This is a genomic window from Alteromonas sp. B31-7 (assembly GCF_015767655.1).
Classification (GTDB): Bacteria; Pseudomonadota; Gammaproteobacteria; order Enterobacterales; family Alteromonadaceae; genus Alteromonas; species Alteromonas australica.
In genome coordinates this window covers 1,296,482-1,323,194 of record NZ_CP065233.1, presented here as the reverse complement: position 1 = coordinate 1,323,194, position 26,713 = coordinate 1,296,482, and the positions used below count along the sequence as shown (strand labels likewise).

Sequence of the window (26,713 nt, the reverse complement as noted above, 5' to 3'; positions counted from 1 at the left end):
CACGCAATAAGGAACACACATGCAACACACATTCAAAAAAGCCCTGATCGCCGTTGCGGTCACCTCGTCATTCGCCTCGCTGCCACAGGTGTCTTTAGCACAAGAAGCCGATGACGACATGATTGAGCAAATTGTGGTCAGTGGCTTTAGAAGCTCTTTGATTAAAGCGAAAGATTTGAAAAAAGATGCGTTAGGATCTCAAGACTCCATTCTTGCAGAAGATATCGCTGACTTTCCTAGTCTCAACCTAGCCGAATCTATTCAGCGTATTCCTGGTGTCACCATTACTCGAGAAGCCGGTGAAGGTAGACAAATTTCACTACGAGGCCTAAACGCAGATTTTACCCAGGTACAACTTAACGGAATGGAAGCCTTAGGCACGTCGTCTTCAGCCATGGACAGTCGTGGCACCACTAACCGCTCTCGTTCTTTTGATTTTAATATATTTGCTTCTGAACTCTTTAATCAAATTGATGTTAAAAAGAGTTATTCCGCCGAAATGGATGAAGGCGGTATTGGTGGCACTGTGAAACTTTATACCGCAAAACCCTTCGACTACGATGGCATGAAAGCGGTGGTGAGCGCGCAAGCGGGTGACAACTCACTCACAGAAGACACCAGCCCTCGATTAGCCGCATTGGTATCAAATACGTGGGGCGACTTCGGCGCACTTTTCTCATTAGCTTATAGTAAACGAGACACCGCTGAGCAAGGCTATAACACCTATCGCTGGCGCCCAAGAGATGCGCAAGGCTCTGACATATCAGCCCTTTCAGCTGCGGACCAAGATGCTGTTAACAGTGGGGAATTACGATTCTCTCGCGGCAGCCGCTATTCCCAATTTAACAGCGAACAAACCCGTGTTGGGGCTACCGTGGCGTTGCAATATCGCCCAAGCGCCAATCTTTCTTTTGGCCTAGACGCCCTTTACGGCACGTTAGATAGTGATCGAGGTGAGTTTCACCTCCAAAGCCGAGGCTCAAGCTCTACAGCTTTAGGGTGTACGGGCGCCGATTACGAGGGTGCGCGTTATTACTGCTCTAGCCTAACCGACATTGAGTTTAACGCTAACAACGAAGTGATTTACTCGGCGTGGGAAAACACCGCGCTGCACTCGGAAAGCCGCGATCAAAGCGCCACTACCGATATCTCTCAGATGATATTTAACGCCGATTGGACAGTCACAGAGGCGCTTTCTGTCTCTGGCCTGCTCGGTTATATGAAGAGTGAGTACGAAAGTAATAGTGCCAAAGTGTATTTAGAGTCATTTGCTGACATGACAATAGACTACCGCGAAGACCGTTTTTACGGCACTAACAGCTACGTAAACGGCTTTGATCCTACCGATATTGACGAATACCGCTTCCACGAAATTGATTTAGCCGAAGACAAGGTGGATAACAGTTTCGCTATCGCGAAGCTCGATAGCGACTACTTACTTTCTGACACCAGCACCTTAAAGTTTGGGGTGTCTATTAAAGACTTCGAGCATAGTAATAACTCTGAACAGATTGGCAATGCGTTACGAAGCGAATGGCAAAGTGGCGAAATAAGCGACGTCATTAACCCTGATTTAGTTTACGTTAATAATGTGCATGAAAAACAAAGCTGGTTAAGCACAGACGTCACCGGTGTTTTAACTACCTTTAATGTAGACAGAAACCTTTCGTACTCTGACCAACCCGACGAAGTCACAGAACAAACTACAGCCCTGTACATCACCTACGAAAAAGACTTCTTACTTGAAAACTCGGAAGTACGAACCAGTTTTGGTTTGCGCTATTTTGATACCGACATTGAATCTAGCGGCTTAGTGAACGGCACTGAATATGTCACCGTAGAACGCCAGTACGACGACATACTGCCTACCTTCAACCTAGCCTGGTATGCAACAGAAAAACTGGTGCTGCGAGCTAGCGCGGGTAAAAACGTTACGCGCCCTACATTAGGCAGCCTGTCAGTGTCTGGTACTGTGAATACCGACCCGTTATTTGGTTCTAGCGGCTTAAACATTAATGCGGGTAATCCCGGCTTGCAACCGTTTGAAACCCTCAATATGGAAGTCAGTGCAGAGTATTATTTTGACGAAGTGGGATACGCGTCCGTAACCTATTTCCAAAAAGACATTGATAACTTTATTGCCACCACCATCGTGCCGGTTGCTTATGGTGATACCGGTTATCCTCTCGACCTTATCGAAGGTATGGTAGATGAAGATGGCAATCCACAAACCGCCAGTACCCTGTATACGTTCTCCCAACCGCAAAATCTTGATGACAGCGACTTTTCTGGCTGGGAGCTAGCATTTCAGCGTGATTTCGATTTCTTACCTGCCCCGTTTAACAATATGGGCGCCATCGTAAACTACACCTACGCTGAAGGTGAATCCCTTCACAATGTGCTGGTTGATGGCGAAAGTACTGAAGTTTATCGCCCGTTTTATGGGCTGTCAGAAAACACGTACAACGCAACCCTATACTATGAAACAAGTCATTGGGGTATGCGTGTATCCTTGGCACACCGCGATGATTACCTTACTCAGGTAGAAACCTCTAGTTCTGATCAAGATGAAGCCGGTTTTCATGGCACAACGTATTGGGACTTTTCAGCCTTTTATGATGTCAGTGAGAAAATCAAACTCTCCTTTGAAGGGATTAACTTAAGTGATGAGCGTGAAGAACAGTACAGTGACTCTGACGACCGTTTATATAACACCACGGTAAGCGGCAGAACCTTCTACCTTGGGGTAACTTACGAGTTCTAAGGGATGAGTGAATCAGTGACCAACTACCCTTAGGTAGTTGGTCATAATCGATAAGACAATGAAAGCGTATAGTTTCTGCCACTTACCGTTGTGTTGTAGGGCCGATGATTTGAATTGGAATATTGAATTTCGCGCTCGTTGGTTAAGTTGGTCGCTTCTATACGCCATTCCCAGTGATCGTCCATTTGATAAGCGAAAACCGCGTCTAGATACAAACTTGGTTCAAAGCCCGTTTCGTCTTCATCAGTTAATGTATTGCTATCTACCCGGGCAATATAACTATCACGATAGGTGGCAGACACCCTTAGACTCAATGCGTATCCTTCTATATAGCCCGTTACATTGGCAAGCCAAGGCGATAGATACGGTAGGGCTTTTCGCTCTAATGCTTCACCCGTGTTTTCGTTGTAGTAGCGCACGTCTCCTTGGGTGTAGCTGGCATTAATCACTAGGCCTAAATGATAAGGTGAAGCTAGCGGCAACACCTCTGCCACCGGCATTTCCCATTGCAAGGTGCCTTCAATACCGTAAATAAATGCCTCTTCTGCATTTTGCGGTGTCACTTTACCCCTAATCGTGTCAGGGTCAATATCAGCAATAATAAACTGCTCATACGCCGATAACGAATCTATATTTAACGCTGCGCGCTGACTCACCACAATATCATCGATTAATTTGGCAAACACATTGGTAGACACTCTATTGACACCCGCAAGGTATCGCTCAACACTTAAATCGATGTTGTAAGCCGTAAAGGGCGATAAATTCTCATTAGGTGAATACAGCATTTGCGTGAGAGGGTTATAAACCACCTGCGACGTTAAGGTATCTAACTGTGGATAACCTACTGACTGACTGACGCTTAACCTATACACACTTTCATGAAGACGCAAATTAGCAGCTACATGAGGCAGCCAAATAAAGTTATTCATCGTGTAGCTACGTTTGATGTCATCTTGAACCACCTGTACGTGAGTTTCATCAAGCTCACTTCGAATGCCGGCTAGAAAAGTCCAACGGTTTGACTGCCACTGATGTTGAACAAACGCCGACGTGCGTATTTCCTTCACGGTGTTGTCTTCTTGGCGGTCAATTTCAAAAGAGGAAGCGAGTGCTTGCGCTGATGTAGAAACATCAAACGCCTCAAATGCAGCGCGCGGGCGCAATGCGAGCCAAGACAATTTAGGGTGCGCTGAAAACCCATAGCTTGCGTTTAACGGTACCTCCACAGCAGTCGTTTTCCATTCTTCCTTCAGCATATCCTGAATGTCTAGGTAGTTAGTTTTACTTTCAAAGTGGACTCTGTCCATTCCCATCTGCCACACACTATGGCTGCTTGGTTGATATTCAAGCGTATACTTCCCATACACAAAATGAGAGCTTGACCCATACTGCTCGGCATCAAGTTCATTCATTTGCCAAAAACCTCCCTGAGTGAGGTCGTCGGCATAGCGAATATCAGCAAAATAGTAATCTTGAGTGTAATCTAATGTGACATCACTTTCGCCGCGCATGTAGGCGCGTATGCTGGTTGGCATGTCATAACTGGCCTGCTGAACACCAAAAACTCCCAGGCCACGCCATGTATTGGATAAGGCGTTTTCGGAATTAACCACCCATTGCTCAAACCGAGTAGCAACCTGCTGATATCGATTTTCGGTACCTACCCTCGCGTTTTCGAATTTGCCAAACACGAGTTCGTTTTGCTCATTTACCTCTAGCGCTGTCACAAGGGTTTTATCTTCAATGATAGGGGTAGAATTAAACCCTCTCGGATAGAGATGATTTTCTTGCCGTGTGCTGGCTAATTTTCCATATATCCAATCGAGGGTAATGTGGCTTTGGGTATCTTTGTATTCCAGTGCTGCCCCCGCCCCCAACCTGCGCATATCACTGCGCCAAACTGAATAGCGGTTTCCTCGGGGGATCCAAAGTGTCTGCGCTTCCCAGGCTGCGGCTATATCATCGTCTAGCAATGAAATATCCGCACCATCAGGGGGGATTTGTCGCCACCTAAAGGTATTCGCGCCCTGCTCTTGAGAGTTTCTAGCGCCGTAGGAAATGGAAAATAGTCCGCCCCAGTTTCCTTTCGTGGCAGACACCACCGCAGAAGAGCGCGATGACACCCCATTGGCGTACTGATTTGCTCCCACCTGTTGAGTGAATGTGGCATGAACTCCGGGCGTTGCAAATGGTCGCGCCGTACTCAACGCGGTCACCCCAGCCATTCCACCACTTGGAAGTGTGGGGGAATAGCTTTTTAATACTTGTATTTGATTGAATAAATCAGAGGTAAACAGGTTTAAGTCGAAAGAACGATCTCTATCTCGTTGGGTTCGACTGTCCATGGGTGAGTCATTATTAGCAAGTACGGGCATGCCGTTTAACGTAACAAGGGTAAAGTCTGGATTAAGCCCACGCAGAATAATTTGTCGGCCCTCGCCAGCTTCACGGGTAATAGACATGCCCGAGATACGCTGCAAAGACTCTGCTAAATTTCTGTCAGGATAAGCAGCAATGTCTTGTGCGGCAATCACATCGGAAATTGCCTTGCTTTCTCGTTTGCCTTTGCGAGATAGGTTTAAGGACCCCCGAATACCCTTCACCCTAACCTCTTCTATCGCCGTTGCTTCAACAGCAGGTTTCGCCTTAATGACAATGCCCTGATCATTGATAATATAGGTAAGCGGGGTGGCCTTTAAAAGGTAAGCTAAGGCTTCATGCAGCCCGTAATTACCGTTAAGTGAAACCGTATCAGAATGGCTGAGTAACTTGGGGTTGGCGACATAGGCGTAGGCAAAACGTTCGGCAACATGCTGTAAGGCTTTGTCTAAGGTTACCTCCTGAATATGAAGGTACTGCGGCACATTATCGTGATTAACGTTGGCAATGGCTTCGCTACTTGCCAATGAAATGGCAAATAAACCCGCTCGCCACCCTAAATGCTTAAGTGCCATGTATGCACCTAATCAGTGAGAGTAAGCGTATAGCTAGTTTGGCGTTCTTGTAATTGCAATTCGTCTATGGAAGCCAGTAGCTTAAGTGCACGTTTCGGATTGTTCAGTGGAAAGCGACCTGATACCGCATAGTGTTCATCACCGGTATACGAAATGGGCTTTTTCAGGTATCGATTTAATGTTGCCACAATATCTTTAATCGGCTTACCTTCAGCTTCAAGCCATCCAGTGCGCCACGTGGGCAGTTGTCGGTTATTGACGTGGGTCTCTTGTATGACGCGCCCATTTTCAAGAACCACCCCGTCCCCTTTGTACAAGGTTAATCGTTTATCTGCCGCCACGTTAACAGTACCGTCGTAAACCTGAATGTCGGTTTTACTGCCTAAGCGCTCTACGTCAAATGCGGTGCCAACTACTGTAATAACCACATCCCCGGCCTCGACTTCAAATGGACGATGAGGGGCATGGGCAACATCAAAGTAAGCTTGGCCTTGTTGTAACCTTACCGCCCTTTTGTCTGCCGTGTGTGACACTACCAATGCAGTGTCTGCGCCTAAATAAACAATGGAGCCATCGTTGAGTACCGTAGAGCGTAGTTCACCTATTTGCGTGGTGACGTCTTCCTGTTGCCATTGATTAACGGGTACCTGATTAACTAGGCCATCGCCCGGTGATGATGATTCAGATGGCTGCCATACATTTGTGGTAATAAAGATTGCGGCCACCAGCAAGGACGCCGCACTGGCATAAAGCCAACTAGATAGGTGAGGAAAGCGACTTACATTAGCCTTGCATTGTAATGACGTGGGCGTTTGCGCTAAACGGCTGGCCGCTCGGTGCTCCGCGAGAAGCGCTTGCCCTTTGGCAACAATTTCAGGTTGCCCCATGATGCGAGATACCCGCTCAAACGCCCTTTTGTTTTGCTCAATTTCCAGCCATTCGGTGAACGCGCGGTGTTCCGCTTCACAAAGAGAGTCAAAGCGGTCAACCCAATCAGCGGCCTCTTCTAAAACAGATGCATTGGGGGAGGATTGATTAGTATAAGCGTTCATTAATGGCGTACGTCTCTTCGGCTACTTGGGTGTTAGTGGTCTTTCGACCAGCCCGCTTCTTCAAGCTTTACGGTGAGTTCTACCATAGCACGAGTAAGGTGTTTTTTTACCGCCTCTAGGCTTATATCAAGCTTCTCTGCAATTTCGTCCCGCGATAACCCGTCTATTCTCCGTAGTAAAAATACCTGTCTACGCAGCGGCGCCATCGCAGACAAAATGCGCTCTACTTCGTCTAATTTTTGCTGATTCAAATAAGCAACGTCAGGAGACTCATCCGCAGATTGCAGCTCAAGCGTTTGAATATCGTCGGCCTGAGGGATTGATTTACGCTGAAAATCATACAGCACCGACTTCGACACCGTAATCATGTAAGCAAGCGGTGAGTCCAGTTCAGATAAACATTTACTTTTACGGGTGCGTAACACCGTTTCTTGAAAAATGTCATCAACCTGAGCACTGTCAAAGGTTAAGCTTCGAATAAATGCCCGCAAGGATGTCCAAAGCACATTGGCCTCTGAACGTGATAGGCCGTGCCAATTTAAATCATCTGAAGGCTTCATTTTTATTATTGAATGCATTGGCGTAGAGTCTTTTCAGTGTACCTTTGCTATATGACAAATTCATTTCACTCAGAGGTTCCCCCCATCATCGGAATAAACATAGAGAGGGGCAACCGGTTTCATCTTTATTGACGCAAAAAGGCGTCAATGGGGGACAATAAACACTATGAAGGTTTTTTGACGCTTAAATGACATACCGAACACCTTAGCTCACTTGTTCACATCAGTAGTAATCTTTCATACGCTAAACCTAGTATCTACATTAGATATTAGGAACAACCTTATTACCATGAAGCAAAAGCATATCAGTAAGGCACAATCGGCCATGGAAATGTCGTTGCGCAGTTGGTGGTCAATCAGCAAACGTATTGTGACAAATGTGCAAAAGCACAATATCCCTCTTATATCAGCAGGCGTCGCATTTTATTGTTTGCTCGCTATCTTCCCATTATTGGGGGCAACCATTGCCCTATACGGACTAGTGGTGTCGGCTGATGAGTTACAAAAGCACATGGCACTGATAGTGGATGTAGTGCCTAGAGACAGCAGATACATCATTGAAGAACAGTTAACCAACCTGACGGAAAAAACAAATTCAGCGCTAGGCTGGAGCTTCTTACTCACATTATTATTGTCGTTGTGGAGCAGCAGCAAAGGCGCGAATGCCCTTATTAAAGCCTGCAATATCACCTATAACGAAACCAATGCGCGGGGCTTTTTTAAAGGGCTACTTGCCCGATTAACGGGAACCTTATGCGTCATAGCCACCGTTATTATTGCCCTTGCAACCATTACCATATTACCTGAATTAATCAGTTGGTTATCAAACAACACAGTAAGTACTAAACAAGCCGCATGGGTATCGTGGCCTACCATGTTGATATTTTTTAACTTAGGGTTATCGGCGTTGTATCGGTATGCCCCTCACCGTCGCTCAGCACAATGGCGATGGGTCACCCCAGGCTCTCTATTTGCCACAATATTATGGGTAATAGCCTCCTATGGGTTTTCAATTTACCTGAATGAATTTGCTTCCTACAATAAAACCTACGGCTCTGTTGGCGGTATCATCGTGCTGCTAATGTGGCTCTATTTAAGTGCCTATATCATACTGATTGGCGCTGAAGTCAATTCATCCATTGAATTACAAACTACCGCCGACAGTACAGTGGGTGAAGATAAGCCTATGGGGCATAGAAATGCCGTTGTTGCCGACAACACCCCAGCTGATTTACGCGATACTTAGCCACCTAAATCAGTTTTGCGCTTAGTGCTTTTAGTACGGCGCGGGTTCGGTCCCGGGTGTTTAGTTTTGATAAAATATTCGAAACATGGTTTTTCACTGTGCCCTCTGCTAAAAACACCGTTTCTGCAATTTCTTTGTTCGAATAGCCTCCTGCAATTAGCTTTAAAATGTCTAATTCGCGCCCACTTAATGGCTCGATATCGGGGTCGGCGAAGGTGCTTAGCTGGTCGTGACTCAGCTGATTTAAAAGAACGGGCTCGGCCAGCATGCCGCCGTTAAACACGATATTAATGGCACTCTCAAGCTTTTCGGCATCCACATCTTTTAGTAAGAAACCATTCGCCCCAGCGTGCATAGCTTGGGTAAAAAGGGCTGGATCATCAAACGTAGTTAAAATAATCACTTTTGTGTCGTTGCCTGCGTCTCGCAATTCACTGAGCGCTTCAATGCCACTTTTTAACGGCATTCGAATATCCATCAACACTACATCGATGGGCTGCGCCGCTATTTTTTGCAGTGCATCTTCACCGTTATCAGCTTGCCAACACACGTTTATATCCGCACATAACGTTAATAAGCTTGCTATACCTTGGCGCACCAAAATTTGATCATCGGCAATGGCGACATTAATCATAGTGTTGCTCCTTGTAGGGCAAGCTTACACTGACTTTCCATTGGTTCTCGTCCTTTTCAATTGTCACCTTCCCGCCCAATTCGGTGGCGCGCTCCTGCATGTTTTGCAACCCCGAACCTTGCCGAGGTTGAGTGCGCGCCTTATACGGGTTAGTCACGTCAAGTAATATGGTATCGGGGAGCTTGGTGAGTGAAATAGCCAGGCGCTTCTCACTGCCGTAGCGCAATGCATTGCTCACCGCTTCTTGGCAAATTCGCAACAAGACCTCTGCATGGTGCACAGATAATAAAGGCGCAGCTAGCCGCTGATTAAAGGTAGCATTGACATGGGGTAAATGGGCAAACAAACTATCGATGGCGGCATTTAAATCTAATTGTGCCGATTGTTTGTTTTGCCTGACCACGGCACGAATATCGTTAAGTAAATCTTTTGCAATTTGTTTTGTTTCATCTATCCCCCTTTGCTGAGGCTCAGGCACGGTTTTGCTTAAATATTCTAAATTAAGCAGCAGGCCGGTGAGTTGATGGCCACAAATATCATGTAAATCTCGACTTAATTTAAGGCGCTCGGCCTGCCGTGAGGTTTGCTCTAACAATGATCGCGTGGATACCAGTTCCGCATTCGCTTGCTCTAACGCCACCCTCGCATTGCTTTCACGTACTGCAATATGCGCCACCGACAGTGCAAAACACTGGAATGCCAAATTCAAGGTTATTGCAATTAGGGATGCGTTAACCCCCCGCTCCCACATTAAAAGAAAAGTCGCGAGGCACAGCCCATCAATCAGCACCAATACAGCGATAGATTGCCTCTGTGACAGAAAAAAAGGCAATTGACCTGCAAATACAACCAATAGAATTAATGCATCAGAGGTTCGAGAGGTCATGAAGACAAAAACAAACCCGATGAGTTGAAGCAAAATAAACCCGCTGGCCAACCAGGTTCGTTGCTTAGCTTTAGTTAAAAAATTAATCGCCAAAAAGCCAGCGAGAAAAAAACCGAACCCCGCGAAATAAACCTCATTTGCCAATAAAAATGAAGCTCTTACTTGCGTAATCATGAGTACTGCAAACCAAGCGAGAACGCCAGCGATGAGTAACGTTATTTGCTTATCTTCCTTAGGCATAGTTTTTTTCTTTATTGAACGTAACGGCAGAATACAAGGCCCACTTTGCCTACTCAGGTGCCAAAAGTCATGTTTTTTATCGCCATGACTTTTGGCACATGTCACGTTTATGTCTGCTGTATAAAGTTGCTATTAACTTAACAGGAGACAAAACATGAAAACTCACCTTACCGCACTCACCCTATTCACTATGATGACGCCTTTTTCAGAAGCAGCCGATGTGACAGTAAATTTTGCTGGAGTAAATACCCTCTCTGGTCAGCTTTACCTGGCGGTGTATGCATCGGAAGAAGACATGAAATCTCGCAAGGCCATTCAAAGTCAAATTATTACGGTCCACAAAGCTGATCAAAAAGCGGTATTGGCTGATTTACCTAGCGGCCACTATGGTGTGATGGTGTTTCAAGATTTAGATGGCAACCGCGATTTAAACTCGAACTTAATTGGCATTCCAACGGAACCCTACGGGTTTAGTACCAACCCCAGAGTGATGGGGCCTCCGTCCTTTTCCGACATTCAATTTGATGTCGCCACCACCCCCGTACACCTCACAATAAATATGGAGTAACCAAGATGAACCGTCGAGACTTTGTTAAAGCACTTGGTGTTGCTGGTTGCAGTACCCTAGCCCCCTCTTTCAGCCTCCATGCGTTTGCTGAGCAGCGGCCTTCATTCAACGAAGCGTTCAACCAACAACTACAGCAACACCCTATATTGCGAGGCTGGGAAGGACTTACTCAAGATATTGCCCCTCGCCATTTCTCGTGGGAAGGTAAACTCCCCGAGGAACTTAGAGGAAAAAGCCTTTATAGGAATGGGCCTGCCCGCGTGGTGTTAGGTGGCGAGCGCTACACACATTGGTTTGATGGTGACGGGTTCGTTCACCGCTATGCCTTCGACGCTAAAGGTGTTACCCATTCGGGAAAATTCGTTCGCACGCAAAAGTTTGTTGAAGAAACAAAAGCCAACCGCTTCTTATATAACGGGGCTGGATCTATCGTCCCGAATTCAAAATTGTCTAAAAACGCCGAAGCGGTAAACACAGCAAACATTGCACTGTTGCCGGTGAACAATGAACTATGGGCATTATGGGAGGCGGCGATGCCCTATAAGCTTAACCCGAATAGCCTAGTCACCGAGGGACAAGTATCGCTTGAATCGGCATTAGATGGCATGCCCTTTTCAGCTCACCCTCATGCCGATAGCACAGGTAACCTTTGGAATTTTGGCGACCTCTCGTTTTTTGGCCATGCAAAACTGATGATTTATCAGCTTACGCCCCAGGGAAAATTGTCGCGATACGCCATGGTAGATGCGCCCAAAAGTTATGTTCACGACTTCGCGGTCACCGACAATTATTTAGTGTTCTACTTCCCGCCCATCCAAAAAGGCAGAGGAGAGACATTAATTAGCAGCATGAATTGGCAGGGTCACCAGCCAGGCGAACTATTAGTGGTAGACAAAAACACCCTTACCCCGGTATTGCGAGTGCCTTTTGACGCTGGGTTCGTCTTCCATTTTGGCAATGCTTGGCAAGAAGGCAACACGCTTACCGTGAATGCCTGTTGGTATCACAACGCCGATATTATGCTTAATGACGTAAAAATGGTTAGTGACGGGACAATAGGTAAACACGATAGAAGCACAGCGGCACAAATACGCATCAATTTAAGTAAAAAGACCGCGTACTTGGATAATAGCACTACGCCTATGGAATTTGTGCAATTCGATAACCGCTTTACCGGCAAGGCGACACAACTGCAATTTGGCGTTCACGCGTCTAAACATGTTACCCATGGCGAGTATAACAGTATCGCGAGTGTGAACACCCAAACAGGGCATCTTGACAGTTTTAGCTTTGGCAATAATGTTATTACCGAAGAACCCCTTTTTGTGCCTGTGAGCAGTAAGCCAGGTGAAGGCTACTTAGTCAATACAGGGTTAGATTTCGTGTCAGGCAATACTTACTGCTACGTATTCAATGCACAACATATTGCGGACGGCCCTGTTGCCCAAGTTAAGTTAGATAGCTACATGCCATTAGGTTTTCATGGTGCCATCATATGACAATGTAAAGACATTTTAATGTAGATGATTTTATTTGAATTTGATGTACAATCCCCCAAACACAAATACAAATAGTTTTCATTTACAAAAATATTACGTTAGCAGGAGCTTCATGAAATATTCAACACTTGCCATAGCGGTAATCGGTGGTTTAGGCGCTTCGTTCTCAGCGTTAGCTGAAAAACAAACCGACGGAGAAAACGTCGAAAAAATTGAGGTTACAGGGCGCGCGCAGCAGTTCTACTTAGACAGTAATACTCGAGTAGGGACGAAAACTGATGCGGATATTATGGAAATTCCCCTGTCTGTTCAGGTGCTAACCCATCAGCTCATTGCAGACCAAGCCGCTCGTGATATCACAGATTTGTACCGCTCTATTGCAGGTGTTAGTGAGTTTAGTTACTCAGGGGTTACCTTTCGAGGTTTCAGAGACGACGCCAATGTGTTTTACGATGGCGTACGCGGCGACCCTTTCTCAGGATTTTCGGTCCCCCAATTATTTAATGTAGAGCGTGTTGAAGTACTGAAAGGCCCTGCGGCTGCCCTTTACGGTGGTGGCGAACCCGGCGGAATGATTAACTATGTGAGTCGTCAGCCGTCTTTCAATGAAGGAAAGAACATCACGGTTACGGGCGGAAACTTTTCGCTATTAGGTGCGTCTACTGAATTAACGGGTGCAGTAACAGACACCATGGCGTATCGTTTCGGCGCATTTTACGAAGCACAAGACAGTTTCCGCAACAATGCTGACTCAGAAAACATTGAATTTGCAGGTGGCGCATTATTTGCCCTTGGTGACAATACACAGCTGACAACCACCTATGATTATATTGTTCAAAACTTGGGTGGCAACCGCTTACGCGGGGTACCCGTGGATGACGATGGTAACTTCTTAGTTGACCCTAGCTACAACGCGAATGAAAAAGGCGATTACCAAGACTTAGAAGCCCTGGTTTTACAAGCCAATCTACAACACAACTTTAATGATAATTTTACCTTCAACGGCACATTGAGATATTTAGATAACGAACGCGATCAGGCATATCATGAGTCCCGTAGTTGGGTTGATGTGAACGGTGATGGGGTGGCCGACATTAATGATGAAACCATTCAGCGAGAATACCGCAAGCAATACCGCGCAAATGAAGAACTCAGTTTAACCCTCGATTTTGTGTACGACACCACCCTACTTGGCCTTGACCACCAGCTATTGTTTGGTGGAGATTGGCACAATGTAGAAACGCAATACGATTACTTGCGCGCCCGCTACGAAGCTGACGGTGTAGGTAATTTAAATATCTTTGATTTAAATTATGGTGAAACCGATCCTAGCACTTACAATCTTACCGATTTAGATCGTGACGGTTTAAAACGTGACAGAGCCAGTATTTACGTTCAAGATAAAATTGCATTTTCGCCTGAGTGGGCCCTAATGGTAGGGGCGCGATTCGATTACTTTGATGAACAAAGTATGGATACGGACACGGAATATAATGACAAGGATATTACGCCTCGAGCGGGATTAATTTATACCCCAACGCAAGAAACCACGGTTTACCTCAATTATTCTGAGAGCTTTAACTCTGTAGACTCCTCTGATTACGAAGACGCTGGGGTAACCCCGCTTGACCCAGAAACAGGCAACCAGGTGGAATTAGGCCTGAAACAGTCATGGTTAAATGGCAGCATTATGACCACTGTCGCCGTTTATCAAATTGAAAAAGAAAACCTCGTTATCAGTAACCCTGACTATATTGAAGGGGAAAATGACGATGTTGAGCCTGCATTAATTAATTTCGGTTTAGTCGAAAGCAGCGGGGCTGAATTCACTCTTGTGGGTGACGTGTCCGACAATATTAGTATTACTGCCAACTATGCTTACAACGACACCCTTGTAAAAGAAGGCAGCACCAGCAATACCTACGATGGAACCCGCTTCGCCAATGCGCCCCGTCATCAGGCTGGATTTTGGGCGCGGTATAACCTTGAATCTATCGACTCTTCTTTTGCCATGGGCGTAGACTATGTGAGTGAGCAAATAAGCTTAGATGGGCAGCGAGTGAAACCCTATACCATTTTTGATGCTAGCTGGACCACGCAATGGAATGCCATGTTGTTAAGCATTAACGTGAAAAATCTGTTCGATAAAGAATACGCAGTGAGCGGTTTTAGTGAGCGCAATGGTCACTTCCCTGGAGAGCCACGAGAAGTTGTTGTGCAGGTAAGTTACGATTTCTAATTCCCCATGAGCAAACAACACTGGTACAAATGGCACAGCTGGGCGGGGTTTCCGCTGGCTGTGCTTTGTTGCTTCGTCATGCTATCTGGCACCCTCGCGGTGATGTCTCACGAACTCGATTGGTTAACTAACCCCGCCATTCGCACCCAGCCTCATCAAGCCGAACCGTTTAATTGGTCAGAATACTATCGCGAAGTACAAAGCGTCTCCCACGGCGATAAAATTTATCAGTTATCGGCACCTCTACATGAGGGATTCGCCGCCGAGGCCATCCTCTATGACGCAAAAAATCAGCGTTACCGCGTATACGTTGACCCCAATGGCTACCAATATACCGGCAATGGGGCGTGGTTTAATTGGCAAACAACGTTAAGGCGAATACACCGCCATTTGATGATGCCATTAAATCTCGGCTTAACCATTGTCTCGGCATTAGCGCTTCCCTTACTGTTTAGCCTAGTCTCAGGCTTAATACTGCATCCACAATGGTGGCGAGGGCTTTGGCGCGCTCCCCGGCGCGCCAATAAACGGGTATTTTGGGGTGACATTCATCGCTTAACCGGCCTATGGACAAGTGGCTTATTGCTCATTATTAGTGTTACTGGAGTTTGGTATTTTGTGGAAAAATATGGCTTGGGTGCAAATTACCCGATAAATGGAAAGCCAGAAAGCGAGCTGGCCATGAAGACCCACGTTAGTGTTCAACCACAGGTGCTCGACACCGCGCTGGACACTGTTGCTCGTTTACGCCCCGCATTCCAAATAAAGTCGATTTACTTACCCATTAAAGCGGGGCAACCCATTAGGGTAGACGGCCAAGAAAACCAAATTCTAGTGCGAGATCGTGCAAACAACCTCATATTCGACCCCGTATCAGGTGCGCTACTTTCTCAACGTCATGCCGAGGATCTTTCAGCCCACGTAAGAATATCTGAAGCTGCCGACCCACTTCACTTTGGTACTTGGGGAGGTTACTGGAGTAAAACCCTCTACTTCATGTTTGGCTTACTCATGAGCAGTTTATCTATTACCGGCACTATTATTTATGCACACCGCACGTTTAAATGGCGAAAAGGGCAAACGCCACCACTGAGAAACGTCCTCTATCGTGGGGCAATGAACACGAAAGCTGGGGCGTTGATATCATTGACGTTAATAACAATATGTTTAGTGCTTACCACCTTAGCCCTTTCTAACCGCTAGCTTAAAAGCCATAATTGTGCATGCTAATTTCCCGTGAAAATACTTCTGCTACGTAACCTTTCTGCGTAGCAGTAAACACCTCTTGATAGGGCCTTCGATCAACGCGATAGTCGCCTTTCGCGCGCACCGTCAGCCCGTCATTAAAGGGGAGAGAAAGGGTTTTACAGACCTGTGCGAGTTGGTGATCTAGGTTCTCGTAGTTTAAAACTCTATCTACCATGATGTTACCCTTCTGATCGCAGTACTTAGGGTAATTCAAACACAAATTACCCCGTTTAAAATACTGATCTAACGTCATTTCAGGATAGCGACGACTTTTAACCATATAATAATGAGACAGGGTTTTATCCCACGGGTTTCTGTCGACACAAAACTTATAGTAACTATTCCAAATGTGCTTAGGCACACGATGACTTATCGTTAATGCGGATGCATGATTACGAAACTTTTTTCTTTTTACCCAATGCCACATAATCGTCGATTTCTCGCACAATGAAGATCTCGCCAGTTCAGGAAAGAGATTCCAATATCCTTTGTATCCGCGAGGCGTATGAGGTGAAACCGCAGGGTAAATAGGTGTCAGCACATCGTTTTCGTCGCAAAACTGCGATAAGAATACCTCTATGCTTGTGCCCGCCGTTTTTTTTGTTTTGATAAAGATAAATTTGTGCTTATGAGAAATAATCACTGTTTTCAGGTACTCTGTCATCAATAACCTTACGTACCCTAGTGACTGTTATTTAATGCGTAAGTTGATAGCTTTAGCGGTAATTTACAGTTGCTGTAGATATCCTGACGCTATTTAACGTTCACTGCCATTTTGCCCTTATTCACCCCATATTGGCTTGGTATGATTGCACTGTCATGCAGAAGAATAGTCGTTAGAAAGATTGGGGTTATTTTTTACTGTCTACTTTTTACTTATGGAGTTAACTGTGTCGTACACGCGTTTGGAAGAATTAGTCGCACACCTTTCTGAAGCACCCAATACTATAGCGTTTGGTGATGTGATTTCCCTTATTGATAATACGTTTTTCTTTACCCCCACAGCATTTGAAAACGGTGTCATAAAGAACCAGGAAAACCAAAATAATGGTTCATGTAAGCTATTGGCATTAGGCCAATATCTTGACCTTTCAAATGAGCAAACTCTGGCGTTGTTTGGTAGCTTTTACCGAGACGATGTGCTCAACCACGCAGAAGGGGACGACCACGGAAACATTAGAAATTTCATGCAAACAGGGCATGCTGGTGTCACGTTCGAACAGTTCCCATTAGTATTAAAGGGTTAACCACCCACTTCATCATTTAATTATTTCGCCTTTCCATTTCTCCTTCGTTAAGTGCGTGTCCGCTCCAGCGAACACGCCTCAAACCGCCGCGTTCAATATTTAAACAAAAAGCTTGCACAAATGGATTACACATGTAATCTTAAATGAAGACTACACTTGTAATTCATTAAGATGCAGATTAAACACAATGACTCATTCAGTAGATAAACCCGATATTTCTAATGCCGAATTTGACGTGCTCGACGCCCTTTGGGAAGACAGCCCAGCCACATCGGCAGACGTGATTGCTAGGTTAAACAAACACAAAGATTGGCACGAAAAAACCGTAAAAACCTTACTGGGGCGGCTAGTAAAAAAAGGGGTATTACGATTCGAAAAGCAGCAACGTCAGTACTTGTATTACCCTCTTATTGCGCGGGATGAGTATACAAAAAAAGAAGCAAACAGCTTCATTGGTCGCTTGTTCAAAGGGAAAGTAGCACCTTTAGTGGCAGGCTTTGCTAACCAAAATGCGTTATCTCAGCAAGATGTTGATGAACTTAAAGCACTTATCGAACAGTGGGAACAGAACAATGATTGATTGGATAATAGCGCAGCAAGGCGTACTGTCTATTGCCCTTGCCCTTCTCATCGTAAACGAGCGACTCGCCGCGGTGAAGCTTAACCCAATGTTCACCTATAGATTATGGGCGCTAGTGCCGCTTGTACTGATATTGAACAACTTACCTTCGGATGTGGTGGCTGTAGCCAGCAACACGATTAGCCGTTATGTGGTGGGGATGAACACAGAAGTCACCGTCCCACCTTCTACTGTGTATTTTTCTGTATGGGTATTGGGCGTTTGCAGTATCGTTTTGTACGTTGGCTTGCATCATTTCACTTTATGGCAATCCATAGATAAACAAGAGAAAGCATTCCCAAACACGCATTTTTCCCGTAAAGCGAATACCCCCATGCTATTTGGCTTTATAGCCCCCAAAATACTTTTGCCTTATTCATTCCACTCTACATTCACAGACTCACAGCAAGCCCTCGTTTTAGAACATGAAAATATGCATCTACGGCACCTAGATCACGTGTGGAATGCATTGGCATTGGTATTGGCCACCGTATTTTGGTTTAACCCACTTGTGTGGATAGCGCTTAAGTCGTTTCGTTTAAACCAGGAATTGGCCTGCGACTTCAACGTGCTAAAACTAAAATCAGACAACGATAAACTCAATTATGCGAAAGCATTGGTTCAATGTGCAGAGCATAGTGCTACACCCTTAACGCTGTATCCTACTTTTGGAGAAAAAACGACAATGATTAAACGTATAAATGCAATTAAAACCCCTAGCAAGGGAAATAAAATGCTGGCCATGGCGATAACGTCCGTGGCAATACTAATGGCGGCGAATACGGCATTGGCCAACATGCCATCACAACCGGTAGAGTCAAACAAAGCGCAAATAAATAGTGCTGCTCCTATCAAACGTGTAGAACCTATTTACCCTAAAAAAGCCATTAAGGAGAACCTAGAAGGGTTTGTCGTGTTCAAATTCGACATTTCAGAGAAAGGAGCGGCCGACAAAATTGTGGTGGTAAAGTCCTCACCTAAAGGCGTGTTCGATAAAAATGCGTTAAAAGCGTTTAAGCAGTGGGAGTTCAAACCAGCCACAAAAGGGGGTAAGCCAATAAGACAAAAAGGGTTACTCGTTCAGCTTGATTTTAAGCTAGCCCCTGAGCCTATTACTACAAAAAACACCCTGCCTCCCATGTAGCGTCGAATACATCACAGGCATCAGAATACTAAAAGGAGCTTACGCTCCTTTTAGTGTTTTGTCATTGAGAGGCAGCACACCACTGTAACTGCTACATTTCCGCTTTTAGCACCTTCGCGACAGATAGCACTAATTCAGCAGAAGGGCGTACCTTGTAATCTGGATTAACATAGCTAAACAGCACTTGCCCTTTTGTATTGAGCATAAAAATAGCTGGGGCAGGCAAAACTTCACGGCCTGCTTCATCTTTTGCTAGTTTAATGCCGTAGGTTTGATATTTTTCAGACGTTGATTCATCCACATAAAACCCCACACCGAATTCACGAATGGTGGCTAGCTTTTCATCGGAAAGAAGCGTAACTAAAAACTCAGTTTCAAGCTTTTGTTCTTGAAGCCGTTCTGGTGTTTCGGGCGAAATAGCGAGAATTTGAAAGCCCAGGTTAACGAGTTCTTTTTCAATATCTTTTAACTGCGCCAGTTGGCGGCTGCAATAGGGACACCATCCCCCGCGATAAAAAAGCACAATAGTCGGCTTTTGTAGGGTTAAGGCTTGTAAGCTAACCGGCGTACCATCGGCCATTTTTAACGTCGTTTTAGGCGCAAACTGACCGTTTAGCAATGGAGTCACTGCGTTCGCAGATTCTGCAATGCCCCCTCTTTCAAAAGCTAACGCCTGATTTGCACCCAATATAACGCTAAGCACCACCACAGCTACAACAATAAAATTTCTCACATATGTCTCCCTATTTATTTTTTCGCGCGTATTGCGCTACCTACTACTAGACCGACAAGTAAAAAGAAAACTTTCAAGTCGCCAAGCTATGCTCGATAGAGCTAAAACTAAAGTTCATTGGTGAAAATACGCTAACGCACCTACGCTATAAAGAAGTGCTAAAGCAGACATGCTTTAGGTTGTCACCGTTTCAATGTAAGTGAGCTTCACATGCGAATAAAATCAATCATGGTTTTTATGCTAGCTGTGACGTTTGCCCACCATGCTGCTGCAAAAGGAAATGCTCACCACCACTGGCAAACCTCACCACACCATCTATCAGCTTTAATTGGCACCACCTATACAAAAGAGTGCGGCAACGCCTTCACCCTTGGCCTTGATTACGAATACCGTTTAAACAACTTTTTAGGCGTAGGCGTAGTGGCCGAATATGCAGCCGATGACCTCGACGCCTACACCTATTTGCTCGTTGCAGACCTTCACGTAACCCACAACTTTATCATTCAAGTAGGCCCCGGCGTAGAATTTCACGGCAGCCACAAAATGGAAGTAGGAAGGCTAGGTATGCTGTATGAATTCGAGTGGGCTGGCTTTACGGTATCACCCCAACTGCATTACGATTACCACAGAAATCACAAAAGTGCAGTGGTGGCGGGCTTGGCGATAGGTATTTCATTTTAACGCCAAGGAGAAGAAATCAGAGGTAAATACCCTAAACCAAAAAAAATGTTGGCGGAAAGCATCAGCCGAATGCCGCTTACCTGTTGTCTAAATTTTCTTTAAAGGTAAGCACCAATGTTTTGAATATTTCTTGATCCTCTACACTTACATTTTTTAGCATATCGGAAAACACGCGCTCTTCTATTTGAATAAACACGGCAAGGGCGCGCTCGCCACTTGTGGTAAGCGAAATAATTTGACTACGCTTATCGGTGTCACATTGCACTTTTCGTACTAAGTCGTTTTCCGACAACTCTTTAATTAAGCGATTTATTTGAGCTTTGTCTCTGCCTAAATATGCCGCTAATTTTTGCCCTGTACACCCTTCTAATTGATCAATAATTTTTAGCGTTTTCAGCTGCATAGGCGGCAACATTAACGATGTATTCTTGATTTCTAATAAAATCGCATTGCGTATTGTGTTAAGCAGGTTAAATAAGGCGTCGTTAAATTTCATTGGGGAAACCGTGGCATTAGTTGACATTGTCAACCCCTTTTCGCTTTTTTAATAGATGACGTGCGATACCGCTTTTCATAAACGCCAGATTTAGCGTTCGTTAATGGCGATTTCACACTTTATTTAGCCCCGAACTGTCCCAGGATACAATTCCATTTACGAACGTAAAAATATCGTAAAGCGCTGATAAATTTGTAGATTTACCAACCGAATTGTGCACATTATATACACCGTGCTTTTTGATATATAAATACTCTACTGATTGTGCACGCCGGTGAACTGACTCGTTCACGTTAAAATTGTCCTTACAATAACTAAATGGAATTAGTTTATGAAAGCATTTAAATCTTGTTTAACTACTTGCCTCGTTGTTTTCTTTTTATCCCCTGTTTGTCGTGCTGACCTCATCGATTCTAAACTTGCCCTCGTCATTGATGTGTCAGCCAGTGTTAGTGATAGCGATTACCAATTTCAAATACAGGCTTTTGAAACCGCATTTAATAACCCCACAGTTTTAGCGAATATTGATGCCTTAAATGAAGGTATTTTGGTAGAGGTATTCTTTTTTTCATCAAGTGCGGTTAGCGCGGATATCGATATGCTTTTAACCTCTGCCGCAGATGCCGCCGTATTTAGTACAACGATAGGCGCGTTAACTCGCCCCTTCAGCGAAGGCACCTCTCCAGCTGATGGCATGATCTTGGCCAGTGATTGGTTGCTGGACAGTACCGTTTGGGAAAGCCCAAGTTTGTTGGCACTGGTAGTAGGCGATGGCTATGGGTCGTACCATAATGACGGTGCCGCACGTGATGCCGCTCAGGCGAACGGCGTCACCATTAATGGGCTGGCAGTGGATGACCCAGGGTACTTCATTGATGCTTGCTTACCCGGCGGCTACTATTTTGAAAATATTATTACTGCGGATGGCCAATGCTATCAAGCAAACAGCTACGCCGATTTTGAACAAGCCTTAACCCTTGCACTCATTGATACCACAGAAACGCCCCGTTTAGTTGCGGCGCCACGCCCACTCACGATTTTCGCATTTTCCTTTTTACTTTTCACATGCATACGCTCAGTCTTGTTTCGCTGCTTATCAGTAAAATACGCTTAGCGATGGGTAAAACGAAAACGTGGCGGCGCCATGCATTATTTACTTTTCATTTTAAAATGATAAATAGCACATGGACGCCAATACATACTGGCGAGACAATAAATGTTTTTTTCGTTCACGTAGACCTAACGAATCCCCTTCTTTAAAAATAGCCATAAGCGCTTATTCGCGTAGGAATTTTGAGGGCGAAAGGCTGTATTAGCTGCTAAAATAGCCCGCAAAAAAGCAACCGAGAAGACCATGGCGCTTAAAGCAACTATTTTCAAAGCAGACATATCGATAACCGATATGGACCGCAATTACTATAACGATCATAACCTGACTATTGCTCGCCACCCGTCTGAAAACGATGAACGCATGATGCTGCGCATCATTGCCTTTATTGTTAACGCCCACGAGCACCTTCAGTTTACCAAAGGTTTGTCTGATGACGATGTACCCGATCTCTGGCAAAAAAACTTTAGTGACGAAATAGAGTTATGGATAGAATTAGGGCAACCTTCAGAGCAACGTATTAAAAAGGGCTGTAATCAAAGCCAGCACATGATGATTTATGCTTATGCCGACAACAGTTTTGAGGCATGGTGGAAAAAAGAGCAAAACAAATTGCACACAAGAAAAAACTTATCGGTATTCACCTTGCCTGAATCATTAGCCGGTACGCTCGCTAATGCGGTTCAGCGTTCTATGCAAATTCAGGTAACTATTCAAGATGGGCAAATGTGGTTGACTATTGAGGGTACTGAAGTGACTGAAAGCGTTGAAATCGCCATACAGAAGCACATGTAATGAAAAAGCTTTCTGCGGTTCAACGTAAACAACAAACCCTGGTATTTGACATTGCCAATAGGTTAGAAGAGCAAGCCCGAGAAGAGATTCCAGGTATAGTTCAATGTTGGTTCGACGTACAATATCACCAGTTTCCAGGTTCGTTGCTGTTGCGTTTTCAGTTCGACAGTGAAGATGCCATGCGTTCTGCAGAGCCTGAATTGAAAGTGTGGCAAAAACGCCTGAGTGCAGCGCTGCTTAAAAAAGGTGTAGTGCTGAAAGACATGCGCAGACACTTAGTGTTTACTACTGAAGGGCCAGAGGGATAACCTCAATCGCCCTTTATTCAGAGTAACACAAGTGCTGTTCTACTAGCCTTGCATGTCTTCTAGCTCTTTTCCACGAGTTTCATTGACGACACGAATAACATATATCACCGATACAAGTGCGCAGAAAGCGTATAGACCATAAGCGCCAGCTAAGCCTATTCCTGCCAGTAACATCGGGAAAGACAGCGTAATAGCAAAGTTTGTTATCCACTGCACTAGACCCGAAACAGCTAAACCAGAACCTCGTATCTGATTAGGAAACATTTCCCCAAGCATCACCCACATCACGGGGCCCCAAGAGAAGTTAAAGCAGAATACATAAAGATTTGCCGCAATAAGTGCGATAGGCCCCCAGTGGCCAAGGATTAGCTTCCCATCATCGCCAATTTGCGCATTAAAAAAAGCGAACGCCACAGCCGCTAGGGTAATTGTCATTCCAATCGATCCCCACTTGAGAAGTGGCTTACGCCCAATCTTATCCACTACAAGTAAGGTAATGATACAGGCTCCAATGCTGATCCCACCACTTATGACGTTTATGAGTAGCGCATCACCTTCTGAAAAGCCAACGGCTTGCCATAACACTGCCCCGTAGTAAAAAACCACATTTATTCCTACCAATTGCTGCAATGCAGCTAGGCCAACACCTACCCACACGATAGGGCGAATGCCAATGCCGCTTGGATTTATAATGTCGCGTAATCTTGGTTTGTGATCATTCACCAAAGAGGCTTGTATGTCTTTAACTTTTTGGGCTACTCCTCTCGCTAAAAGCTTATTGAGTACATGGCTTGCTTGCTCGGTTTTCCCTGAGGCCACTAAATATCGAGGGCTTTCCGGAATAAAGCACAACATGACAAGAAATAAGGCTGCGGGAATGAGTTCCATCCAGAACATCCAGCGCCAAGCGGCGAATTCAAACCATAGTGGCTGAGTAGAGCCAGAGGCAATATCAGCTAATAGGTAGTTGCTAACAAAAGACGCAAATAACCCACTTACGATGGCTATCTGTTGAATTGACGTGAGCATGCCCCGATAGCGAGCGGGTGAAACCTCGGCAATGTATGCGGGTGCCATCACAGATGCCGCGCCTACGGCTAACCCACCGATAATACGGTAAAAAACAAATTCTCCACTACTTGAGGCAACGCCTGACCCCCACGCACTAATGAGAAAGAATACAGCAGCGACAAGCAGTAGCGAACGGCGACCTAGCCGCTCGGCGAGCCACCCAGCAAAGAAAGCACCTACCGCACAACCCAGCAACATACTAGAAACGTTAAAACCAGTTCCCACACTTTCGGATTGAAACGCAGATTGCAGTCCATCTACCGTTCCATTTATAACGCCGCTATCATAACCAAAAAGGAAGCCTCCAATTGTGGCAACAATACTAATAAAAATAACGAATCCAATATTAACGGATTCACCATTTATTGAAGAAACAGGCTTATTCATTATTATTCTCCTTGTAGCCTTAGTGAAGAGGAGGAGGGCTATCTGTAATTATGCCCTTCCCTGTTGCCGCCCAATAAATGCCACCAAATAGGTGCCATTGAAAAGCAGCTAACTCATAGGTACTCGCCATATGCCCGAGTGATGTATAAAATGAGCGGCCTCCGTCAAAATTGTGATACCACGCAATGGGATGAAAGTAGCCCATGCCATTGCCTACAATATGCCCCCAGTCCGCACTCGTATTGTAAGAGCTTTCATTAACGGAAAGCAGATACTGTAAGCCAGAAACATGTGCCGGAGAAAATTCATACCACTCATCCGTCCATAGTTGCTGATCGTTAAATTTATGCATGCCTGGAAACTGGCTATTTAACAGCCGTATTTCTGCCGTTTGTATGGCGGGGTGAATGATGAAGGTGTGGCCAACGAGCTTTTGATACCAACGCCAGGATTTTTCAGTATCACTAGCACTATGAATACCCACGAAGCCGTTACCTGCTTGAATAAATTCTATGAAATGCTTTTGCTGCTCTTCGTTGAGCACATCGCCAGTGGTTGAGAGAAAAACCACGGCGTCAAAACGCGCCAAATCCTTGCGGTTAAAAACACGGGAATCTTCGTGCCACTCAACTGAGAAGAAGTGTTTTTTCCCCAAGTTTTGAATGGTTTCTACCCCTGTATGCTGAGATTTGTGATGCCATTCGGTAGTCTTTGTAAATAGTAATACATTAAACTCAGCGGCGTACGCAAGGCTTGAAATAGCTACAATAATCACAATCAGAACCACGCTGCATGCTTTCGTAAAATGTAACATAAATAATCTCAAGCGAATCCCAAGTTCAACCTCGGTGGTCACCGCCACCTATTTCTAGAAGATGCGGCAAAGTGTATATCATGCAAGATTTACGAGTCTTATTAACAGTGTTATGAATTTACATTATTTTCAACAATTTTAATCACATCGTTAACACCATTAATTTCATTGCACTTTATCTTCTTTGAGTTTTATCTAGATTTCTGTGCGCGTACGAAGTGCTCTTCTCTAAATTGGGTGGGCGTAAGCCCAAAATGCTTTTTAAAAATTGCGTACATATACTGCAGCGAAGGATAACCGCTTTGCATTGCGACCGATTTAGTAGGGAGTTCGGTTTCCTCGAGTAAATTGCGCGCCTTGTTAAGCTTTTCGTTATGAATTTCCGTGTGCACGGTATGTCCACGTTCCAAAATAAATCGTTGTTCAAGGTTCGAGCGCGAAATACCAATAAAGTCGGTTACTTGATCCACCTTTATCCCTTTAGTCGCATTTTGACGGATAAACTGCATTGCTTGGATCACGTAAGGATCGTGCAGAGCACTAAAATCTGACGACTGGCGTGCAGAAACTCCGGCGGGTGGAATCAGCACTCTCACTGCTTTTGAGGAAGGTCGGGTTAGTCGACGGTGCAATAGTTTAGCTGCTCGATACCCCATTTCAACAGCGCCTTGGGTCACTGAGCTTAAACTGACTCTGCTGAGGTGCCGAGCAATGTCGTCATCGTCGATACCTATAACGGCGACTTTATCGGGTACAGCAATATCGGCTAACTCGCAGGCTTGTAAAATATGTCGGGCGCGACTGTCAGTAACGGCAATAATACCAATGGGCTTTGGTAAACTATGTAGCCAATCAGCAAGCCGATTGATTGCATATTGCCATGTCTCGGGACTGGTGGTTATGCCTTGATAAGAGAACTGTTCATAACCTTGAGAGCGCGTGAGGTATTGATAGATTTTCTCCCTTTCAGTTGCCCATAAGTGAGACGCGTCTACAGGCACACCGTAAAATGCAAAACGCTCTAACCCTTTACCTTTGAGGTGATCAAATGCTTGTTTAACTACTTGATAATTGTCTGTAGCCACGTAGGGCACAGGCGGATAATCTGCCTCATCAAAATAAGAACTACCTACGCCAATAACAGGCTTATCTGAATTTGAAAGTGCCTCTCTTATCTCCGCCGAGTCGAAATCGGCTATGACACCATCTCCTGACCACTCATCAATAAGATTAAGCCTTGCGGTAAAGTCTTCCTCGAGGTAAACGTCCCAATTGACTTTCGATGCCTGTAAATAATTGCCAACACCCTCAATCACTTGTCGATCATAGATTTTGTTAGCATTGAACAAGAGAGAAATACTATGCTTAACGTCAAACAAGATGCGCCTCCAAATATCATTATGCCATGTCATTGATT

Annotated in this window: 24 protein-coding genes; 13 read left to right on the top strand and 11 right to left on the bottom strand. The window is 45.1% G+C overall.

Translation table 11 applies throughout. The features are described 5' to 3' along the window. Window positions 1–19 precede the first annotated feature (19 nt). Entirely contained in the window at window positions 20–2,764 is a 2,745-nt protein-coding gene (locus IUA53_RS05525) for a TonB-dependent receptor (protein WP_196898653.1), read from the top strand. A 41-nt stretch (window positions 2,765–2,805) separates the two neighbouring features. Here the strand turns inward: IUA53_RS05525 and IUA53_RS05520 are convergent, their stop codons facing one another. The 3 genes from IUA53_RS05520 to IUA53_RS05510 are packed head-to-tail and all read right to left on the bottom strand — an operon-like array spanning window position 2,806 to window position 7,333. Next, on the bottom strand, window positions 2,806–5,721 hold the full coding sequence (locus tag IUA53_RS05520) for a TonB-dependent receptor (RefSeq protein WP_044448194.1): 2,916 nt from the start codon (window positions 5,719–5,721) through the stop codon (window positions 2,806–2,808). 8 nt (window positions 5,722–5,729) lie between these two features. Next, entirely contained in the window at window positions 5,730–6,773 is a 1,044-nt protein-coding gene (locus tag IUA53_RS05515; RefSeq protein ID WP_052806691.1) for a FecR family protein, read from the bottom strand. Window positions 6,774–6,805: 32 nt separating this feature from the next. Further along, on the bottom strand, window positions 6,806–7,333 hold the full coding sequence (locus IUA53_RS05510; RefSeq protein WP_044058993.1) for an RNA polymerase sigma factor: 528 nt from the start codon (window positions 7,331–7,333) through the stop codon (window positions 6,806–6,808). A 289-nt stretch (window positions 7,334–7,622) separates the two neighbouring features. Here IUA53_RS05510 and IUA53_RS05505 point away from each other — a divergent pair, with 289 nt between their 5' ends. Continuing rightward, complete coding sequence (locus IUA53_RS05505) at window positions 7,623–8,579, top strand: YihY/virulence factor BrkB family protein (RefSeq protein WP_044448196.1); 957 nt, start codon at window positions 7,623–7,625, stop codon at window positions 8,577–8,579. Window positions 8,580–8,583: 4 nt separating this feature from the next. On the opposite strand, the gene IUA53_RS05500 is transcribed toward IUA53_RS05505, so the two are convergent. Continuing rightward, on the bottom strand, window positions 8,584–9,213 hold the full coding sequence (locus IUA53_RS05500) for a response regulator (protein WP_044057725.1): 630 nt from the start codon (window positions 9,211–9,213) through the stop codon (window positions 8,584–8,586). Next, window positions 9,206–10,339: a sensor histidine kinase gene (locus IUA53_RS05495; protein ID WP_196898651.1), complete on the bottom strand. Its 1,134-nt coding sequence runs from the start codon at window positions 10,337–10,339 to the stop codon at window positions 9,206–9,208. Before IUA53_RS05495 ends, IUA53_RS05500 begins: the two co-directional genes overlap by 8 nt. A gap of 154 nt (window positions 10,340–10,493) precedes the next feature. Between IUA53_RS05495 and IUA53_RS05490 the strand changes: the two genes are divergently transcribed. From IUA53_RS05490 to IUA53_RS05475, 4 genes are all read left to right on the top strand, one after another. After that, window positions 10,494–10,907 carry a DUF2141 domain-containing protein gene (locus tag IUA53_RS05490; RefSeq protein ID WP_052806692.1) on the top strand — a complete coding sequence of 138 codons (414 nt, stop codon included), beginning with the start codon at window positions 10,494–10,496 and terminating at the stop codon, window positions 10,905–10,907. 5 nt (window positions 10,908–10,912) lie between these two features. Continuing rightward, a complete protein-coding gene (locus tag IUA53_RS05485) occupies window positions 10,913–12,406 on the top strand; it encodes a carotenoid oxygenase family protein (RefSeq protein ID WP_044448200.1) in 1,494 nt (497 codons plus the stop codon). A 112-nt stretch (window positions 12,407–12,518) separates the two neighbouring features. After that, window positions 12,519–14,645 carry a TonB-dependent siderophore receptor gene (locus IUA53_RS05480; RefSeq protein ID WP_044448202.1) on the top strand — a complete coding sequence of 709 codons (2,127 nt, stop codon included), beginning with the start codon at window positions 12,519–12,521 and terminating at the stop codon, window positions 14,643–14,645. 6 nt (window positions 14,646–14,651) lie between these two features. Further along, a complete protein-coding gene (locus IUA53_RS05475; RefSeq protein ID WP_044448204.1) occupies window positions 14,652–15,848 on the top strand; it encodes a PepSY-associated TM helix domain-containing protein in 1,197 nt (398 codons plus the stop codon). Between the two features lies 1 nt (window position 15,849). On the opposite strand, the gene IUA53_RS05470 is transcribed toward IUA53_RS05475, so the two are convergent. After that, entirely contained in the window at window positions 15,850–16,557 is a 708-nt protein-coding gene (locus IUA53_RS05470) for a sulfotransferase family 2 domain-containing protein (RefSeq protein ID WP_052806693.1), read from the bottom strand. A 226-nt stretch (window positions 16,558–16,783) separates the two neighbouring features. On the opposite strand from IUA53_RS05470, the gene IUA53_RS05465 reads away from it, so the two are divergent. The 3 genes from IUA53_RS05465 (at window position 16,784) to IUA53_RS05455 (ending at window position 18,903) form a co-directional block, all read left to right on the top strand. Beyond that, the gene (locus IUA53_RS05465) at window positions 16,784–17,140 is read left to right on the top strand and encodes a HopJ type III effector protein (RefSeq protein WP_196898649.1); all 357 of its coding nucleotides are present in this window, start codon (window positions 16,784–16,786) and stop codon (window positions 17,138–17,140) included. Window positions 17,141–17,327: 187 nt separating this feature from the next. After that, the gene (locus IUA53_RS05460; protein WP_044057730.1) at window positions 17,328–17,720 is read left to right on the top strand and encodes a BlaI/MecI/CopY family transcriptional regulator; all 393 of its coding nucleotides are present in this window, start codon (window positions 17,328–17,330) and stop codon (window positions 17,718–17,720) included. Next, a complete protein-coding gene (locus tag IUA53_RS05455; RefSeq protein ID WP_196898647.1) occupies window positions 17,713–18,903 on the top strand; it encodes a M56 family metallopeptidase in 1,191 nt (396 codons plus the stop codon). The genes IUA53_RS05460 and IUA53_RS05455 overlap by 8 nt, the downstream gene beginning before the upstream one ends. 91 nt (window positions 18,904–18,994) lie before the next feature. Here the strand turns inward: IUA53_RS05455 and IUA53_RS05450 are convergent, their stop codons facing one another. After that, the gene (locus tag IUA53_RS05450; RefSeq protein WP_044448209.1) at window positions 18,995–19,636 is read right to left on the bottom strand and encodes a peroxiredoxin-like family protein; all 642 of its coding nucleotides are present in this window, start codon (window positions 19,634–19,636) and stop codon (window positions 18,995–18,997) included. Between the two features lie 210 nt (window positions 19,637–19,846). Here IUA53_RS05450 and IUA53_RS05445 point away from each other — a divergent pair, with 210 nt between their 5' ends. Then, on the top strand, window positions 19,847–20,317 hold the full coding sequence (locus tag IUA53_RS05445; protein ID WP_044448211.1) for a hypothetical protein: 471 nt from the start codon (window positions 19,847–19,849) through the stop codon (window positions 20,315–20,317). 76 nt (window positions 20,318–20,393) lie between these two features. On the opposite strand, the gene IUA53_RS05440 is transcribed toward IUA53_RS05445, so the two are convergent. Then, complete coding sequence (locus tag IUA53_RS05440) at window positions 20,394–20,840, bottom strand: MarR family winged helix-turn-helix transcriptional regulator (protein ID WP_044057734.1); 447 nt, start codon at window positions 20,838–20,840, stop codon at window positions 20,394–20,396. 304 nt (window positions 20,841–21,144) lie between these two features. Here IUA53_RS05440 and IUA53_RS05435 point away from each other — a divergent pair, with 304 nt between their 5' ends. The 3 genes from IUA53_RS05435 to IUA53_RS05425 all read left to right on the top strand — a co-directional run bounded on the left by IUA53_RS05435 (window position 21,145) and on the right by IUA53_RS05425 (window position 23,024). After that, a complete protein-coding gene (locus IUA53_RS05435; RefSeq protein ID WP_044448213.1) occupies window positions 21,145–21,927 on the top strand; it encodes a DUF1194 domain-containing protein in 783 nt (260 codons plus the stop codon). Window positions 21,928–22,167: 240 nt separating this feature from the next. Continuing rightward, window positions 22,168–22,716 (top strand): YaeQ family protein, encoded by a 549-nt coding sequence (locus IUA53_RS05430; protein ID WP_044057736.1) that lies wholly within the window; start codon window positions 22,168–22,170, stop codon window positions 22,714–22,716. Beyond that, window positions 22,716–23,024, top strand: coding sequence for a hypothetical protein (locus IUA53_RS05425; RefSeq protein ID WP_044448215.1), 309 nt, complete (start codon window positions 22,716–22,718; stop codon window positions 23,022–23,024). Before IUA53_RS05430 ends, IUA53_RS05425 begins: the two co-directional genes overlap by 1 nt. 42 nt (window positions 23,025–23,066) lie before the next feature. On the opposite strand, the gene IUA53_RS05420 is transcribed toward IUA53_RS05425, so the two are convergent. The 3 genes from IUA53_RS05420 to IUA53_RS05410 all read right to left on the bottom strand — a co-directional run bounded on the left by IUA53_RS05420 (window position 23,067) and on the right by IUA53_RS05410 (window position 26,675). Continuing rightward, complete coding sequence (locus tag IUA53_RS05420; RefSeq protein WP_044448217.1) at window positions 23,067–24,482, bottom strand: sugar porter family MFS transporter; 1,416 nt, start codon at window positions 24,480–24,482, stop codon at window positions 23,067–23,069. Between the two features lie 19 nt (window positions 24,483–24,501). Then, on the bottom strand, window positions 24,502–25,296 hold the full coding sequence (locus IUA53_RS05415) for a ThuA domain-containing protein (RefSeq protein ID WP_044449678.1): 795 nt from the start codon (window positions 25,294–25,296) through the stop codon (window positions 24,502–24,504). A gap of 191 nt (window positions 25,297–25,487) precedes the next feature. Then, window positions 25,488–26,675 (bottom strand): XylR family transcriptional regulator, encoded by a 1,188-nt coding sequence (locus tag IUA53_RS05410; protein ID WP_044448219.1) that lies wholly within the window; start codon window positions 26,673–26,675, stop codon window positions 25,488–25,490. Window positions 26,676–26,713 lie beyond the last annotated feature (38 nt).

Excerpts from the sequence above, each read along its gene's own strand:
- IUA53_RS05525 (WP_196898653.1), top strand. The coding sequence starts at position 20 with ATGCAACACACATTCAAAAAAGCCCTGATCGCCGTTGCGGTCACCTCG.
- IUA53_RS05520 (WP_044448194.1), bottom strand. The coding sequence starts at position 5,721 with ATGGCACTTAAGCATTTAGGGTGGCGAGCGGGTTTATTTGCCATTTCA.
- IUA53_RS05515 (WP_052806691.1), bottom strand. The coding sequence starts at position 6,773 with ATGAACGCTTATACTAATCAATCCTCCCCCAATGCATCTGTTTTAGAA.
- IUA53_RS05510 (WP_044058993.1), bottom strand. The coding sequence starts at position 7,333 with ATGAAGCCTTCAGATGATTTAAATTGGCACGGCCTATCACGTTCAGAG.
- IUA53_RS05505 (WP_044448196.1), top strand. The coding sequence starts at position 7,623 with ATGAAGCAAAAGCATATCAGTAAGGCACAATCGGCCATGGAAATGTCG.
- IUA53_RS05500 (WP_044057725.1), bottom strand. The coding sequence starts at position 9,213 with ATGATTAATGTCGCCATTGCCGATGATCAAATTTTGGTGCGCCAAGGT.
- IUA53_RS05495 (WP_196898651.1), bottom strand. The coding sequence starts at position 10,339 with ATGCCTAAGGAAGATAAGCAAATAACGTTACTCATCGCTGGCGTTCTC.
- IUA53_RS05490 (WP_052806692.1), top strand. The coding sequence starts at position 10,494 with ATGAAAACTCACCTTACCGCACTCACCCTATTCACTATGATGACGCCT.
- IUA53_RS05485 (WP_044448200.1), top strand. The coding sequence starts at position 10,913 with ATGAACCGTCGAGACTTTGTTAAAGCACTTGGTGTTGCTGGTTGCAGT.
- IUA53_RS05480 (WP_044448202.1), top strand. The coding sequence starts at position 12,519 with ATGAAATATTCAACACTTGCCATAGCGGTAATCGGTGGTTTAGGCGCT.
- IUA53_RS05475 (WP_044448204.1), top strand. The coding sequence starts at position 14,652 with ATGAGCAAACAACACTGGTACAAATGGCACAGCTGGGCGGGGTTTCCG.
- IUA53_RS05470 (WP_052806693.1), bottom strand. The coding sequence starts at position 16,557 with ATGACAGAGTACCTGAAAACAGTGATTATTTCTCATAAGCACAAATTT.
- IUA53_RS05460 (WP_044057730.1), top strand. The coding sequence starts at position 17,328 with ATGACTCATTCAGTAGATAAACCCGATATTTCTAATGCCGAATTTGAC.
- IUA53_RS05455 (WP_196898647.1), top strand. The coding sequence starts at position 17,713 with ATGATTGATTGGATAATAGCGCAGCAAGGCGTACTGTCTATTGCCCTT.
- IUA53_RS05445 (WP_044448211.1), top strand. The coding sequence starts at position 19,847 with ATGCGAATAAAATCAATCATGGTTTTTATGCTAGCTGTGACGTTTGCC.
- IUA53_RS05440 (WP_044057734.1), bottom strand. The coding sequence starts at position 20,840 with ATGTCAACTAATGCCACGGTTTCCCCAATGAAATTTAACGACGCCTTA.
- IUA53_RS05435 (WP_044448213.1), top strand. The coding sequence starts at position 21,145 with ATGAAAGCATTTAAATCTTGTTTAACTACTTGCCTCGTTGTTTTCTTT.
- IUA53_RS05430 (WP_044057736.1), top strand. The coding sequence starts at position 22,168 with ATGGCGCTTAAAGCAACTATTTTCAAAGCAGACATATCGATAACCGAT.
- IUA53_RS05425 (WP_044448215.1), top strand. The coding sequence starts at position 22,716 with ATGAAAAAGCTTTCTGCGGTTCAACGTAAACAACAAACCCTGGTATTT.
- IUA53_RS05420 (WP_044448217.1), bottom strand. The coding sequence starts at position 24,482 with ATGAATAAGCCTGTTTCTTCAATAAATGGTGAATCCGTTAATATTGGA.
- IUA53_RS05415 (WP_044449678.1), bottom strand. The coding sequence starts at position 25,296 with ATGTTACATTTTACGAAAGCATGCAGCGTGGTTCTGATTGTGATTATT.